This is a genomic window from Vibrio sp. (assembly GCF_048266485.1).
Lineage (GTDB): Bacteria > Pseudomonadota > Gammaproteobacteria > Enterobacterales > Vibrionaceae > Vibrio.
On record NZ_JBLWZK010000012.1, the window covers coordinates 23,451 to 39,523 of the forward strand.

Consider the following 16,073-nt stretch of genomic DNA (forward strand, 5'->3'; position numbering starts at 1 on the left):
TTATTGTTTCGGTTTAAATAGTCTTAAGCGGTTGGCATTACTCACCACGGTAATCGATGACAGCGCCATTGCCGCACCAGCGACGACTGGGCTGAGCATAATACCAAAAAATGGATACAGCACACCTGCCGCCACCGGAATCCCTAAGCTGTTATAAAGAAAGGCGCCGAGCAAGTTCTGCTTGATGTTTTTCACCGTCGCTTTAGATAATTCAATAGCATGTACTACCGCGAGTGGTGACGACTTTAGTAGTGTCATATTGGCATTTTCTATTGCAATATCAGAGCCACTGCCCATTGCAATGCCCACATCGGCTTGAGCTAATGCCGGCGCATCATTAATGCCATCGCCTACCATCGCCACTACACGCTTACCTTCATCTGAATTTTGCAGTGCGCGAATATGCTGCGCTTTTTGATCAGGTAGTACACCTGCAATCACTTTATCAATTCCAAGTTGTTGACCAATCGCATTGGCTACCGATGGATGATCGCCCGACAGTAGTACGACTTCGATGCCTATTTTATGCAATTGCTTGACGGTTTGTTTCGATTCTTCACGCAATGGATCCGATACCCCAATGATGGCAGCAAGTTCACCATTTTGAGCGATTAGAATTGGCGTTTCGGCATTTTTTTCAAGCCGTGCAAGTGCATCGCGATGTTCCGTTAGCGATACTTGATTTTCCTCTAGGTAACGCGGGCTACCAATCCAATATTGATGACCGCTTACTTTACCTTGCACCCCTAAGCCACGCTCGGTTTGGTAATGATCTACCTTAGTGTTTACGGTATCAATATCTGTATAGGTTTGCTTAATATACTGGCATACCGCTTGAGCCAATGGATGTTCCGATTGTGCTTCTAACTGATAAACATCACGCCATAGATTAGCCGAGTTTGAAAGTAGGCAAGTTTCACTCTGTACACTTGGTTTGCCTTGGGTTAGTGTGCCGGTTTTATCAAAGACGATAGTTTGAATTTGGCTAGCAGTTTGTAACACTTCGGCATCTTTAATTAAGATTCCAAGCTCTGCTGCTTTACCGACTCCAACCGTAATCGATAGTGGAGTGGCAAGCCCAAGCGCACAAGGACAAGCAATAATCAGAACTGTGGTGACGACGACCAACATATAACTGGCTTGTGGCGTTGGGCCAAATAGATACCAAGCTGCCGCAGCAATGATGGCGATCATAATGACTGTTGGTACAAATACCGAGGAAATTTGATCCGCTAAACGGGCTAGTGCTGGCTTACTGCTTTGAGCTTGGCGGACTAACTGTATGATGCGCGCAAGGGTAGTCTGTTCGCCAACCATAGTGGCTTTAATCAATAAGCTGCCGTCTTGGTTGATGGTGCCAGTAAACACTTTGTCGTCTTTTTGTTTAAGCGCAGCAATCGGTTCACCAGTGAGCATGGCTTCATCAAGATAAGATGAACCTTCGACAACCACACCATCAATTGGAATGCGCTCACCGGGTTTGACTCGTACTACCATGCCGGTTTGGATATCTTTTACGGCAATTTGTTTTTCTTCACCATCTTGATAAAGCGTCGCGGTTTTAGGCTGTAGATTGATTAAACCTTGCAGCGCATCGGTGGTTCTGGCTTTGGCTTTAGCTTCTATATAGTGGCCGAGCGAGATTAAACCAATGATCATGGCACTGGCTTCAAAATAGACATGGCGTGCTTGTTCCGGAAACCAATTTGGCGCAATGACTATCAACATAGAATATAACCAAGCAGCGCCCGTACCTAGCGCGACTAAAGTATCCATAGTGGCGCGCTTGTGAGTCAGCGCCTGCCACGCATTAATGAAAAACGGTTTGCCAGCAGTAGCAAGCAGCGCGAAACAAATGATACCAATAATGCCCCAAGCCCACTGAGATTGAAGGCTAGTGATCATCATGCTGCCACCTAGTACGCCCCACAACATTAAAGGAACGCCAATTACAATGCCAGCAATCGCACTGTTACGATGCGATTTTTGGGTTTTGCTAAATTGTGCTTGTTGTTGCTCACGCATTTGGTCGTCATTTTGAATGCGTTCTGCTTGGTAACCGGCGGCTTTTACTTGTTGGATAACTTGTTCAGCAATGTTTTCATTGGCTTGATCAAGACTACTGTTCTCAAGATAAGCCCATGCGGTTTGTTCGGCCAAATTAACTTGAGCGCGAGTTATTTGTGGATGGGAAGCGATGGCTTTTTCAACAGATGAGACGCAACTGGCGCACGTCATACCAGAAATTAAGAAATGCAAAGCGGTTGATGAATCTCTGGCTTCTTCTACTTGAGGAGCGGATTGCTCTATTTGTGGCGTAGTCGTGGATTCAGTAGAAGTAACGAGTTTTTCTGTCTCAAATGTTGCACTTTCTACTTGTTTGGCTTGATAGCCAAGCTGTTCAATAATATCAGTAATATTAGAGGCTTCATGATTACTAGTGAGTTGTAGTGAATGCTTATTCACTTCCATTTGGCTAATGTCAGGAAGCTCACTTAAAGCGGTTTCTAGTTTTGCCACACAGCGTCCGCAATTTAAGCCAGTGAGTTCAAAATGCAAGGTTTGCTCTGCGCGATAACCAAACTCGCTTAGCGCATGATTAATCTCGCCTAATGTTGCTTCAGTATTCAGTTCTGCTTGAGTAGGGCTTATCGACTCAACTTGAGTATTGGCGAGCGATTCTAATTTAGCGCGCGCTTTTTTAGCACACTCCATGCAATTTAGCCCATGCAAAGTTAGTTGATAATGATTCATAACGGCCTCTCAAGCACGAGTTAATTAAGGAATAGCTGCACTATAAACCTTCCCACAAGGGGAGGGTCAAGAAAATGGTGGGATATATTTACCAACTTAGAATTTCTTGAGGTACGAAGGTTTCCTTTTTTAGTTATCCGAAGATGTGATTAGTTGGAAGCAATTTATTGGTTGGCTATTTTAGTGCCTAGCATTGGGTGCTAGAATGTGCCCAACATTTTGCCACTGTATTGGTTTCACCACGCAGTGAGTCAAAAACCTGTTTTGTAAAACACTCGATAAGGTAATTTTGATGACGGTTAAAACACGTTTTGCTCCTAGCCCAACAGGCTATCTTCACGTAGGCGGTGCTCGTACTGCTCTTTATTCTTGGTTATACGCAAAAAGCCAAGGCGGTGAATTTGTTTTACGTATCGAAGATACTGACATTGAACGTTCAACCCAAGAAGCGGTTGATGCAATTTTAGAAGGTATGCAATGGATGGGTTTGGATTGGGATGAAGGTCCTTATTATCAAACTAAGCGCTTTGATCGTTACAACGAAATGGTTGATAAGCTACTCGCTGAAGATAAAGCTTACAAATGCTACGCATCAAAAGAACTCCTTGATGAAATTCGCGCGGAACAAGAAGCGAATAAAGAAATGGCGCGTTACGATGCCAATCACCCAAAAATTGTTGCCGTAAACCAAGCAGCGAAAGAAGGTGACCCATGCGTAATTCGTTTCCGTAACCCGAAAGAAGGTTCGGTAGTCTTTGACGATCAAATCCGTGGCCGTATCGAAATTTCAAACACCCAATTGGATGACTTAATCATTCGTCGTACTGACGGCTCTCCGACTTACAACTTTTGTGTAGTAGTTGATGATTGGGATATGGGTATTACACACGTGGTTCGTGGTGAAGATCATATCAACAACACACCTCGCCAAATCAACATTTATGAAGCACTAGGTGCGCCGGTTCCGACTTTCGCTCACTGTGCAATGATCTTAGGTGATGACGGTGCCAAACTTTCAAAACGTCATGGCGCAGTAAGCGTAATGCAATATCGTGATGAAGGTTACTTGCCGAATGCACTAAATAACTACTTAGTTCGTCTAGGTTGGTCTCATGGTGACCAAGAAATCTTTTCTCGCGAAGAGATGATTGAGTTCTTCAGCTTAAATGCAATCAGCAAATCAGCATCAGCATTTAACACGGATAAACTACTTTGGTTGAACAACCACTACATCAAAACGTCTGAGCCTGAGTACGTAGCAGAGCACCTACAATGGCACCTAGATAACCAAAATATCAACGTCGAAAATGGCCCTGCGATTACTGATGTGATCAAACTGGTTGGCGAGCGTTGTAATACTCTTATTGAATTAGCGGAACAATCTCGCTACTTCTATGAAGATTTCTCTGAGTTTGAAGCGGGCGCAGCGAAGAAACACTTACGTGGCGTAGCGAAAGGTCCTCTTGAGTTAGCATTAAGCAAAGTGGAAGCCTTGAGCGACTGGACGACTGAAAACCTACACGGCATGATTGCACAGGTATGTGAAGAGCTAGAAATCGGCATGGGTAAAATTGGTATGCCACTTCGCGTTGCAGTAACCGGTGGTGGTCAATCTCCATCTGTTGATGCAGTCATGCAATTAATTGGTCAAGAGCGTGTCATTGCTCGCATCAAAATGGCATTAGCATTTATTGCAGAGCGTGAAGCAAACGCTTAACCCTTCGTACTTGAAGCTGCAGCTTTGTTGACTGCGTTCACTCGCCTTAATCACATAGGCGAGCTATCCTCATGAGGTCTCATTCACTTGTCGCCTCGCTGCAACTTCAATTACTTTGAGTTAGGTGAAATTGCAATAAAATACTTTATAAAAAGTCGATCGATTGATCGGCTTTTTTTGCTTTAAACTTACGGAGCTTTTCTATAAAAATGATATAAACCTGAGTTATATTAAGGTTATTTTTAATATTTATTCTTAATGGTAACTATTATCATTAACTTTTGCGTTTTTATCATATAGAATGTTTTCTTCACTGAAATCCGTTGGTTTATCTGACGTCTTATATTGAACGGACTTAATCATGCAGTTTCCATCATCAATAACACTTTCTCGTTATGCACAATCGAGTACCAAGCTTAAAGGTATTACGTTAGCGCTATTGGCCATTTCTAGTTTTTCAGCTCAGGCAGATTCTTTGGATAATGCACGCAGTATTGAGCGTCAGACCAATCAAGTGGCGAAAAACGCACAGCAAAAGATTGATGCGAATTCCGACCAGAGTTTCCAATTGCAAGGCGAAATAGAACGCCTGCAAGATCAAGTTGATAACCTATCTTTATATCAAACTCACCTGAAAAAGCTGGTAGAAAGCCAAGAAGCTGAAAAAGTCAGTATTGATGATCAATTGACTAATATTGAGGAAACACGTCAAGGGGTAGTGCCTTTGATGTATCACATGATTGATGGTCTGCAACTCTCTTTAGAGCAAGGGATCCCAGTTCGTTTTGATAGCCGTGAAAAACGTCTTGATGAATTGAAAACCCTAATGGGACGTTCAGATATTTCTGATGCAGAAAAATACCGCAGAATTTTAGAAGCCTACCAAATTGAAATAGACTACGGCTCAAAGCTTGGTGTCTATGAAGGTCAGATTAAGCTAAACCAAGATAATGATGGCCAAGATGATACACGCCAAGTAGATTTATTGTATGTTGGTAAAGTCGTATTACTGGCTCGTAGCAAAGATGCGCAGCATGCGTGGTTGTGGTCACAATCTCAAAAACAATGGCAAGAAGTGTCAGCGGATCAAAAGCCGGATATCAATCAGGCTTATGCATTGGCTAATAAACAACAAGCGCCAAGCTTATTGAATTTACCACTTTCTGTGACTCAAGCATCCGCGTCTAATTCTTTAACTCAGGAGACAAAATAATGAAGTTACTGTCTCTTTTTATTACTTCAATAAGTTTAGCGATTGTAAGTATCAGTGCATCAGCCGATGATCTTGCAAGCCTAGATAACAAAGCGAAAGTAGAACAACAAACGGAAAATGCACATAATCAACAGCGTGTGGCGTTAAGTGCTAAGCAACGTGCTGCGCTGCAAGCTAAGCGTGATCAACTTGCCAAACAACTGGCAAAAATTGAACAAGAAAATGCTCAGTTGAGTGAGACTTTTTCTGCCAACGAAGAAATTCTGGCAGAGAAAGAAAAAGAGCTTCAGTTAGCGACGGGTAGTTTAGGTGAATTATTTGGCGTAGTTCGTCAAGCAGCTAAAGATGTTCAGCCAAGTTATGAAACGTCACTACTTGGTGAACAAGGTAAAGCATTTAATACCACATTAGATAAAGTGATCAGCACTGATACGCTACCATCTTTAAAATTGCTGAATGGTCTATGGCAAGCGATGCAATATAAGGTGGCGACAGGTAGTGAAGTGGCTTCTGTGATACTTCCTTTCGTGCAAGGTGATGGTAAAACCCAGCAAGTGAAGGCACTACGTATTGGCGATATGGCACTACTCACCGAGCAAGGTTATGTGAAATGGGATTTTGCTCATCAACAAGCTTCCAATTATTTAGCACTACCATCGGATGCACCAACGTTGGCAAGCTTTAAGCAAGATGCTAATCAAGCCATGCTTATCGACCCTACTCGTGGTGTGATGCTTGAGCAATATGCGCATAAGCCAACCTTGATGCAACGCATCGAGCAAGCAGGTATTGTTGGTAAAGTCATCATTGTCATTTTAGTGATTGGCTTAATCATTGCGTTGGTTCGCGGTGTTCGCTTAATGATGACGCAGCAACAAATTTCAAAGCAGTTAAAACAACCTGAAAATCCAACGGACGACAACCCGCTAGGTCGCATTCTTAATGTGTATAACAAAGAAAAAAAGCAGTCAGTGGAATCATTAGAACTGCGCCTACTAGAAAGTATTCTTGATGAGCAGCAAGGCTTAGAGCGTGGTTTGTCAATGCTGAAGTTATTCGCGGCACTTGCGCCAATGTTGGGCTTACTAGGTACCGTAACCGGCATGATCGAAACCTTCCAAGTGATCACTCAATTTGGTAATGGCGATCCGAAAGTGATGGCGGGTGGTATTTCGATGGCCTTGATCACTACGGTACTTGGTTTAGTCGCTGCGATGCCGCTGTTGCTAGCACATAATATTCTTTCAAACCGCGCAGAAGTGATCCGCAATACGCTTGAAAAACAAGGAGTAAGCTTAGTGGCTCGTCGTGCGGAAATTGAATCAGATAAAGCCAATTTATCCGGAGCTAATGCGTAATGTTGGCTTGGATTTCCACTCAATTCCCTGAGTTGATGGACTCTCATCTTTTAGAGTTCATGGCTCGCGGTGGGCAAGTGTTGTGGTGGCTAGGTGCGGTTGTGCTTTTATGCTGGGTATTGATTATTGAGCGTATTTTGTTTTTGAGTGTGTCTTACCGTCATGCTAAGGCAGATTGGGTAGATCAATGGAAGCAGCGCTACGAACATGATTCTTGGTACGCACTAGCACAAAAACAAGGTATGTTGCAGCAAGCTCATGTAGTGCTGAATCAAAACCTAGACCTTATTAAAGTGCTGGTTAGTCTATGCCCAATGCTTGGTTTACTCGGTACAGTAACCGGCATGATCACCGTATTTGATTTGATGTCGATTTCAGGTAGCAACGACCCAAAATTAATGGCTTCAGGTATTTCAATGGCAACATTACCAACAATGGCAGGCATGGTTGCCGCATTAGTTGGAATGTTTGCCCATTCTCGTTTAGTGAAAGTCGCAACTCGTAAAGAGATGCACTTGGAACAACAATTAAGGAGCGGCGAATGAGATTAGTTCGTCCCACAAAAGCAAAAGAAGAAGCGCAAGTCGATTTAACCTCGATGCTTGATATCGTGTTTATCATGTTGATTTTCTTCATCGTAACCAGCTCATTTGTTAATGAATCGGGTGTTGAAGTCAATCGACCTCAAGCCTCTCATGCGACAGCACAAAAAGATGCGGGAATTTTTATTGCCGTAACGGCCGCTAACGATGTGTATATCGATAAGCGTCGTGTCGATGTTGAACGCGTAGAAGCCGCATTAGAAAAAATCGCGATTGATAAACCGGATGCAAGCTTAGTTATCCAAGCGGACAAACATGCTTATAACGGTACAGTAGTGGAAGTGATGGATGCTGCCAAAGGTGCAGGGATTTCAAAAATTGCTTTAGCTACGGCTGATAAGTCTTAAGCGAGAATGGATGATGAGTGATAGTAGTACAGCTCACAATATAAATAACGTATCGTTACGTTTATTGATTGCCATTCCACTTGGCCTAGTCACGGCAGTGGCGTTATTTGCATTTATGTCTTGGATGGTCGGAAGCCTCAAAACTGGTGTGACTGATGACCAAGGGCCACTGGCGTTTGATGTCGTGATGCAAGAACAAGATTCCGATTCACAACGTCGTCAGCGCCGACTGCCTGAACCACCAAAAGTACCAGAGCAGCCACAAGCATTAGCAACACCAGCGACGCCAGTTGTGTCGATGCCATCAGTTCAAGCGCCTCAAGTGGCACTAGATACCAATATGGCATTCTCGGATGTAGGTGTGGCGATCAATATGCCTAACGTTAATGTCAGCAACAATATTTCTCAAGGGGTAGGTCAACAACAGCAAGCGATGCCGTTATATCGTGCTCAGCCAACCTACCCACAACGAATGTTGAAGCGTCGAATTGAAGGCTATGTGGTGATGTCATTTACCATCAATGAGCAAGGTCGCCCTGAAGATATTGAAGTGGTTGAGGTTGAGCCTTCTAAAGCTTTTGTTCGTCCAGCCGTTCAAGCGCTGCGAAACTGGAAATATCAACCTCAAATTGAAGGTGGTAATGCAGTGAAGCAACCAGGGCAACAAGTGAAAATTGAATTTAAGATCAGCCAATAAACTCATTGTCATTATGGTAATGAATAGTCAGAAGATTATAGAGAATGATGGTCAAACTTATAATGTTGAATATAGATAAGTTATTTCACAATCTTTCGCTTTCTTTGGTAAATAAGAAGGCAATATTGGTGTATCTGGTAACCAGCCTACTTGCTGTGTCATTCAATAGTAGTGCCGCAGGGGTGACGCCTTATACTGGTAAAAAACTGACTCAAGCGAGTGAGTTGGCACAAAATGATCATCTTGATAAAGCGATTCGAGTGTTAACGTCTTATGATCCTAAAGCGGATTATGACAAAGCGTTTGTCAATCGAGTTTTGGCGATCTACTACTGGCAAGCGAACCAACCAAAATCTTCAATATCAGTGTTAAAAAAAGCGGTTGGCTTAAACGTTTTAGAGCCTAAAGTTCAGTGGCAAGCGAATCGAATGTTGGGAGATATCTTGTATTCTGAGCAAGACTTTGCCAATGCAGCCAAAGAGTATCGTAATACGCTAACGGTAAAATATACCCCAAACAGTGCTGATAAAGCACAATTTAAAAAAGACACTAATGAAGTGTACTTTCGTTTAGCTGCCACTTATTACCAACTGCAACAATGGACACAAGTTCGTAGTGCCGTCATTAAGTATCAAGCTCCCGATCCTAAAAAACGTTTACAAGCATTACGCATGCAAGTTATCGCGGAATTTAGATTAAAGCAATGGAGAAATGCGGAAGATACGTTGAGCAACCTGATCCGTCTTGAGCCTGATAATAAAGCATGGTGGCAACAGCAAATTTCCACTCAGCTGCAACAGCATAAAAACCAATCGGCACTTGAAACGTATTCTTTGGCGAAAAAACAAAATCTCGAATTTACTATTAATGACTATAAGTCGTTATCTCAACTGTATGCACAAAATAAGATTCCAGAGCGTGGCGCACGAATTTTAGAAGAAATGTTCAAAGCCTACCCAGAGAGTAAGACGATTACCAATCAAAAAACGCAAGCTTATTATTATCAAATGGCGCGTGAATGGTCACAAGCCATTGCAAGTTGGGAAGCATTAGCTAAACGTAATGCTCAGTACTACTGGCCGCTAACTCAGTTATATATTCAACAAAAAGATTACAATAAAGCCAGCCAAGTGATCGACAAAGCGCAACCTTATGCCAAAAAATCTGAATTTGGTTTAGCGAAGATCCAACTATTGTATCGCATAGAAAAGTATAACGATGCACTGGCAGAGGCCAAGCGCCTTAATGAAGTACAACCTTCGGCTTCTGCACAAACCTGGATTGTATTTCTAAACAATAAACTACAAAGTCAACCACAAGATGAACCTCAAGGAATGTCTTCTTAATGGCAGGACTGAGGTAGTAAGGCGTAGCGTGCAATCAACACAGTTTACTCGAATCGAAAAGGTGTTAGAGTTTATTCACCACCATCTATTTCTGCCTTTATCTTTGGATGATATAGCGAAAAAAAGTTGTTGGTCTCGTTGGCAGCTACAACGCGTATTTACTGCCAAAACTGGGGTCAACGTCGCGCAATATATCCGAGAGTTAAAACTCAGTGGTGCCGCTGAAAGTCTTTTGGATTCACCTACAGAGCGGGTGCTGGATATTGCATTGACCTTTGGTTTTAACTCTGAAATTAGTTTTAGTCGTTCCTTCAAACAATTTTTTGGTTGCTCACCAAGAGAGTACCGTAAGCGTGGTATTCGTACTGGATTACGCCAGCCTATTACTTATATTGTCCCTTCAGGTAGTCATATTTCTTCAAGTCCGAATGTTCAAGCGTTACCCTTGGGGGTTGACCAACATGATTTCACCCAAATCAGAATTGAGCATAAGCCCGCATTTTGTTTAGCTGGTTATCGAGGAGAGATCGGAGGGTTATTTTCTTCTCAGCCTGATTTTCAGCAATTAGTGCCTATTATTTGGCATGAGTTTGAACGTTTAAAATCACAAGATGCTATTGGTCATGCAGCAATGGATAATCAAGTAAGCCATTCCACAAAAGTGAATAACACACCGGTTCTTCGTTATGGGGTTATCGATACGTTATCACTGCATGATGACCGCTTAACTTATTGGGCATCGGAAGAGTGTAGTGATCATTTACCGGCAAATTTAAAGCAGTTACACATTCCCGATCAACAATATGTGGTTCTACCTCATCGTGGTGAGATTGCGCAGCTTAAATCAAAATTGGAATGGTTATTTAGCGATTGGTTACCTCAAAGTGGCTACAGTGGGGTAGACGGTTTTGAATTGGAAATCTATTCAGCTAACTATCAATTGAACTCACCGGATGCTTATATGGAGTATTGGTTACCGATTGAGAATCATAAATCGTAACGTTTCTTTGTGCGCTAATAATTTCACTTTGAAGCGCGAAAGTCGATATCACAAAAAGTTCCCTCCAAACTCAAAGATGCACCAAATTGTTAACTTTCCATTGTTGCAAATAGATATCATTTGGAAATGATAATGATTATCGATTAATAATGAGCAACCATTTGTAGGAAGGGAAAATGCCTCGTTTGAAAAATACAAAATCCGCTTTTCACACATCAAAGTTACTTACTGCTAGCCCACTGGCTTTAGCGATTACCAGTATTCTATTTGCCTCTAATTTGATGGCTGAAGAAGCAGATGCAGCGGCGACAGAACAAGAAACCATTACGGTTCTAGGCCAAACCTACCGTAATACTGCGACTAAAACGTCACTTGAACCAGAAGAAACGCCTCAGGCTATTTCAGTGATCAATTCTGATGACTTTGAAAACCGTGGTGTGTCATCGGTTCAGCAAGCGCTGCGTTATGCACCGGGTGTGAATGCAGAGCTGAAAGGCGGTAGTGTCACCATGTATGACAACTACAACATCCGCGGTTTTGAAAACAACCAAATGTATTACGATGGGCTGGTTTTACAATACCTAGTTGGTTGGAACTTACAGCCACAAATTGACCCAATTGCTTTAGAGCGTGTTGAGATCTTTAAAGGTCCAAGCTCTGTTTTATATGGAGCTATGCCACCGGGTGGTATGGTTAACCTAATTGCCAAGTCTCCTCAAAAAGAACGCAGTACCGATGTTTCAATTGCGACAGGTTCTCGTAACTTAGTCAAAGCTTCGATTGATACAACGGGTCAGTTTGGTGATTCAAATGTGTATTACCGCTTGATCGGTTCCGCTTCTCATCGTGATGGGCAAGTCGATTACACCGAAGAAGAACGCTACGTTATTGCACCGTCTATCGATTGGTATGTGACTGATACTACCTTAGTAAACTTCAATTTTTATTATCAGAACGATCCCAATATGGGCATGAACTCAGCGATGCCAGCGTCTGGTTCGGTATGGGATAACTCAAATGGCAGCATAGATAAAAATGCTTCTATGGGAGATAAAAACTGGAGTCAGTTTGAACGTGAATTCTGGATGGCTGGTTATAAGATCGATCACTCATTCAATGAAAACTGGTCGTTCTTGCAAAATGCTCGCTTTATGAAAGCCGATTTGTATCAAGAGAATACGTATCACCGTTCGACTGGTTGGAATCCTGAAACTGGAAACCTAGACCGTTCTATTTACAGCACAGACGAAGGCTCAGAAGGTTTCACGATTGATAACCAATTGTCTGGTTTAGTCCATACTGGTGTTGTTGAGCATAACTTACTGTTTGGTGTGGATTATCAATATTTAAAAGGTAACTCTGACTATCAAGAATATGGCTCAGCCCCTGGGTTTAATGTCTTTGCACCTAATAATAATCAAATTGATCCATCAGGCTTAAGTTCAGTTTATCAGGCGATTGACGATGTGAGAGCTGAGCAAATCGGTGTTTATTTCCAAGATCAAATGCGTATTGATCGTGTCGTACTTATGGTTGGTGGGCGTTATGATAATTATCAATCAAAGAGTTCGTATGCTGATGTATATGGGATTAACGATACAGAAGCTAATCAAAATAACTTCTCATATCGTGTTGGTGCTTTGTATGAATTTGATTCAGGCTGGTCACCTTACATTAACTATGCGACAAGCTTTGAACCTCAAGCAGGTCGAACTTTGTCTGGTGAAGCACTTGTTCCATCGACAGGTCAACAAGTAGAAGGTGGTGTTAAATATTTATCGCCTGATTACTCTACTTCTATGACGGCTTCAGCGTTCCATATTGTTAAAAGTGATGTGGTTGTTTCCGATCCGAGTGATCCGACTTATCAAGCCAAACTGCAAGTGGGTGAAGTACGTTCACAAGGTTTAGAGCTTGAAGGACGTACTATGCTGACCGATAGCTGGGATATGTCAGCAAGCTATACGTATACCGATATGGAAATCACCAAAGATGCTACTGGTCTTGAAGGCAAAACACCGATTTACGTCCCTGAACACGCTGCGACGTTATGGACTAATTACTATGTATATAACGGTATCTTAGGTGGTTCTCGCTTTGGTGCAGGTGCGCGCTATATTGGTGAACGTCAGATGGATAGAGACAATACCGATACAGTGCCAGATTACACGGTAGTCGATTTGTCTCTAGGTTATGACTTGGCATATTTAACCAACAGCTTACAAGGCGCAGCGGTTAACCTGAGTGTAACCAACCTATTTGATGAGGATACTTATACTTGTTATGACTCAGCAAACTGCTGGTATGGCGAAGAGCGTACCGTAGAATTTAAGTTTGACTATAAGTTCTAGCGTATAGCGTCACTTAGTAAATCACCGTAAAGAGCTAGCCGCTGGTTGGCTCTTTTTTGTTGTGAGATGCGGGCGAGAGCCGAGGACGCTTTGATCGAGACACGAGAAGCAGATACTGATCGCTTTTTGCTTTTTCACGTAACGCGAAACACGCTACTCGGCACCAAAAAAAAACCGTCATCCTCGGGCCGAGTAACAATGTTATTAACCACATCAATGTACTCAAACAACGAGGAACCGGGGATCTACTTACCACGCGTTATAGAGCATTACGGACTCAAGGATTCAGCTGGCTTTAAGTAGATCCCCTATCTTCTTCGCTTAGGCTCATGTAGGGGATGACGATATGGAATAAGTACGAGACCCGAATCACACAACTTTCCCTTTCCAATCTAAATGAAAATTAGTATCATTGCGTTTAACGTAATTAAGTTTGATGAGCCTTGCTGTGAGTGATCCGAGATACCAACAATTATTCCATTATGCCGATCATGTAACGTCTTATCTCCGAGGTGAATTATTTGACGGCGAACTAGTGCATGCGCCGTTAGGTGATGATTGGTTACTCTCAGAGCATAACAATCAAGAACTGCTACAAGACATCTACGCCAAACTTCAGCTTTCTCACCCTGAAGCGGGCCATGCCTATTGGTTAAACCGTACCTGGACTTTGTTAGTTTGGCAGCCGGTTTATGTAAGCTTTATCAGTATTTATGGTATTCATGCATTACCAGCTATGTCGACCATTAGTCAACAATGGCGAGGGGAGGCGAACTTTGTGGCAGGCTTTACGCTGCAAGATGTGCCTATGCATGATGGCGAGCCTGAAGATCTGATTAAGATTGCTGCTAACGAGTTATTACCGTTATTTGAAGATTACCGTACTCAGCTTGATGAGAATGTCCGTATTCGTCCGGGCTTTACCAAACATGTTCTTGCTGATTTATTGGTAATGGCATTGCTACGCTTACAAGATTTACACAAAGACCTACCACAAGAGTACATTCCAGAGCATGCTAAGCGCTGGCTAGAAGCGTTTGGGTTATCGACAAAAGCGATGGATTCACTGCATTACGACTTAGTAGAAAGCAAATGGCATTACGTTCGCACTACTTGTTGTATGGTGTATCGCTGCGAAGGTCGTAACTTGTGCGATAACTGCCCAAGAGCAAAATAACTTCCCACTCTAATTTAGCCCTCTGACTTATTGGATCTGGTATAACAAATAGGCTACCATCAGCGCCCTTTTTTGAGTGTCGCAGAGGTATGTATGTTTATTGGCTTTGACTATGGGACGGCGAATTGTTCTGTCGCAATGATGGAAAATGGCAAGCCTCGCTTATTGCCACTAGAAGGTGACAGTCATTTTATCCCCTCGACCATTTGCGCTCCTACGCGTGAATCGGTAGCGGAATATCTGTATCGTTTTATGCAAGTTCAGCCGAAAGATACCGCCGGTGAGCAAGCCTTACGACGTGCAATTAATCTCAACCGTGAAGAAGATATAGAACTGCAATTGGGCGATGTTCAATTTGGTCAGCTGGCGCTAGATACCTACCTTTCCGATCCGCAAGAAGTCTACTACGTAAAATCGCCGAAATCTTTTTTAGGGGCGAGCGGTTTGCATGCGACTCAACTGGTGTTTTTTGAAGATCTGGTTTGTAGCATGATGAAGAACATCAAGAGCCAAGCCGAGCTTTCTAGCCAACAAGATATTACTCAAGCGGTGATTGGGCGTCCGATTAACTTTCACGGACGTGGTGGTATTGATGCCAACCGCCAAGCCGAAAGCATTCTATTACACGCCGCTACACGGGCAGGTTTTAAAGACATTGAATTTCAATTTGAACCGGTTGCTGCTGGTTTAGAATACGAAAGTACCTTGAGCCAAAATCAAACTGTACTAGTGGTGGATATCGGTGGTGGTACGACTGATTGCTCATTGATTGAAATGGGGCCAGATTGGCAACAAAAAACCGACCGAACAGAGAGCTTACTAGGGCATAGTGGACAGCGTGTGGGTGGGAATGATTTAGATATTTATCTGGCGTTTAAACAGATCATGCCTTTGTTTGGTTTTGGCTCGCAAATGAATAGCGGGATTGAAATGCCGATCACTCAATTCTGGAACCCCATCGCGATTAACAATGTGGTGGCGCAAAAAGATTTCTACGAAGCGGCGAACTTCAAGTCGTTAAAGCGATTACAAAAAGAAGCCAAAGAGCCAGAGAAGTTAGCGCGTTTATTAGCGGCTTACCAACATACCCTGGGCCATCAAATTGTGCGTAAAGCGGAAGAGGCTAAGATTGGCTTATCGGATGCTCAGAAACATTCATTGATGATGCCAGTGGCGTCAGAGATGCTAGAGCTTGATATCAGCTTAGCGCAAATGGTGGAAGCGGTAGATACGCCAGTGCAAAAGATGATGGACTTAGTCACCGAAGTGATGAACCAAGCCACTAAAAAACCGGATGTGATCTTTATGACCGGCGGTAGTGCCCGTTCGCCATTTTTACGCCAAGCATTAGAGCAACAACTGCCGAATGTACCGATTGTTAGTGGTAATTATTTTGGTTCGGTGACCGCAGGTTTGGCTCGCTGGGCGCAGACGGTGTTTGCTTGATCTGAATTTTGATGAGTCAGCCGTATCAATAAAAAAGGCAGTGATCGCTAGGATTATTGCCTTTA

12 protein-coding genes are annotated in these 16,073 nt (G+C 42.9%); 11 read left to right on the forward strand and 1 reads right to left on the reverse strand.

Translation table 11 applies throughout. From position 1 onward, the window contains the following. On the reverse strand, positions 1 to 2,754 hold the full coding sequence (locus tag ACN0T8_RS12930; protein WP_417881038.1) for a copper-translocating P-type ATPase: 2,754 nt from the start codon (positions 2,752 to 2,754) through the stop codon (positions 1 to 3). A gap of 292 nt (positions 2,755 to 3,046) precedes the next feature. Between ACN0T8_RS12930 and gltX the strand changes: the two genes are divergently transcribed. The 11 genes from gltX (at position 3,047) to yegD (ending at position 16,008) form a co-directional block, all read left to right on the forward strand. After that, positions 3,047 to 4,471 carry a glutamate--tRNA ligase gene (gene gltX, locus ACN0T8_RS12935; RefSeq protein WP_417881039.1) on the forward strand — a complete coding sequence of 475 codons (1,425 nt, stop codon included), beginning with the start codon at positions 3,047 to 3,049 and terminating at the stop codon, positions 4,469 to 4,471. Between the two features lie 361 nt (positions 4,472 to 4,832). Beyond that, complete coding sequence (locus ACN0T8_RS12940; protein WP_417881040.1) at positions 4,833 to 5,684, forward strand: DUF3450 domain-containing protein; 852 nt, start codon at positions 4,833 to 4,835, stop codon at positions 5,682 to 5,684. After that, a complete protein-coding gene (locus tag ACN0T8_RS12945; protein WP_417881041.1) occupies positions 5,684 to 7,042 on the forward strand; it encodes a MotA/TolQ/ExbB proton channel family protein in 1,359 nt (452 codons plus the stop codon). Before ACN0T8_RS12940 ends, ACN0T8_RS12945 begins: the two co-directional genes overlap by 1 nt. Before the next feature lie 11 nt (positions 7,043 to 7,053). Continuing rightward, the gene (locus tag ACN0T8_RS12950) at positions 7,054 to 7,587 is read left to right on the forward strand and encodes a MotA/TolQ/ExbB proton channel family protein (RefSeq protein ID WP_417881103.1); all 534 of its coding nucleotides are present in this window, start codon (positions 7,054 to 7,056) and stop codon (positions 7,585 to 7,587) included. Next, positions 7,584 to 7,991, forward strand: a complete 408-nt coding sequence (locus tag ACN0T8_RS12955; RefSeq protein WP_027697458.1) for an ExbD/TolR family protein — start codon at positions 7,584 to 7,586, stop codon at positions 7,989 to 7,991. Before ACN0T8_RS12950 ends, ACN0T8_RS12955 begins: the two co-directional genes overlap by 4 nt. A 13-nt stretch (positions 7,992 to 8,004) precedes the next feature. Beyond that, positions 8,005 to 8,688 (forward strand): energy transducer TonB, encoded by a 684-nt coding sequence (locus ACN0T8_RS12960; protein WP_417881042.1) that lies wholly within the window; start codon positions 8,005 to 8,007, stop codon positions 8,686 to 8,688. A 128-nt stretch (positions 8,689 to 8,816) separates the two neighbouring features. Then, positions 8,817 to 10,034 (forward strand): tetratricopeptide repeat protein, encoded by a 1,218-nt coding sequence (locus tag ACN0T8_RS12965; RefSeq protein ID WP_417881043.1) that lies wholly within the window; start codon positions 8,817 to 8,819, stop codon positions 10,032 to 10,034. A gap of 28 nt (positions 10,035 to 10,062) precedes the next feature. Continuing rightward, on the forward strand, positions 10,063 to 11,034 hold the full coding sequence (locus tag ACN0T8_RS12970) for a helix-turn-helix domain-containing protein (RefSeq protein WP_417881044.1): 972 nt from the start codon (positions 10,063 to 10,065) through the stop codon (positions 11,032 to 11,034). Positions 11,035 to 11,210: 176 nt separating this feature from the next. After that, positions 11,211 to 13,385 carry a TonB-dependent siderophore receptor gene (locus tag ACN0T8_RS12975; protein WP_417881045.1) on the forward strand — a complete coding sequence of 725 codons (2,175 nt, stop codon included), beginning with the start codon at positions 11,211 to 11,213 and terminating at the stop codon, positions 13,383 to 13,385. A gap of 448 nt (positions 13,386 to 13,833) precedes the next feature. Further along, entirely contained in the window at positions 13,834 to 14,562 is a 729-nt protein-coding gene (locus ACN0T8_RS12980) for a siderophore ferric iron reductase (protein WP_417881046.1), read from the forward strand. A 93-nt stretch (positions 14,563 to 14,655) separates the two neighbouring features. Further along, entirely contained in the window at positions 14,656 to 16,008 is a 1,353-nt protein-coding gene (gene yegD, locus ACN0T8_RS12985) for a molecular chaperone (RefSeq protein WP_417881047.1), read from the forward strand. Positions 16,009 to 16,073: the final 65 nt, after the last annotated feature.

Coding starts and splice junctions, on each gene's coding strand:
- ACN0T8_RS12930 (WP_417881038.1), bottom strand. CDS start 2,754: ATGAATCATTATCAACTAACTTTGCATGGGCTAAATTGCATGGAGTGT.
- gltX (WP_417881039.1), top strand. CDS start 3,047: ATGACGGTTAAAACACGTTTTGCTCCTAGCCCAACAGGCTATCTTCAC.
- ACN0T8_RS12940 (WP_417881040.1), top strand. CDS start 4,833: ATGCAGTTTCCATCATCAATAACACTTTCTCGTTATGCACAATCGAGT.
- ACN0T8_RS12945 (WP_417881041.1), top strand. CDS start 5,684: ATGAAGTTACTGTCTCTTTTTATTACTTCAATAAGTTTAGCGATTGTA.
- ACN0T8_RS12955 (WP_027697458.1), top strand. CDS start 7,584: ATGAGATTAGTTCGTCCCACAAAAGCAAAAGAAGAAGCGCAAGTCGAT.
- ACN0T8_RS12960 (WP_417881042.1), top strand. CDS start 8,005: ATGAGTGATAGTAGTACAGCTCACAATATAAATAACGTATCGTTACGT.
- ACN0T8_RS12975 (WP_417881045.1), top strand. CDS start 11,211: ATGCCTCGTTTGAAAAATACAAAATCCGCTTTTCACACATCAAAGTTA.
- yegD (WP_417881047.1), top strand. CDS start 14,656: ATGTTTATTGGCTTTGACTATGGGACGGCGAATTGTTCTGTCGCAATG.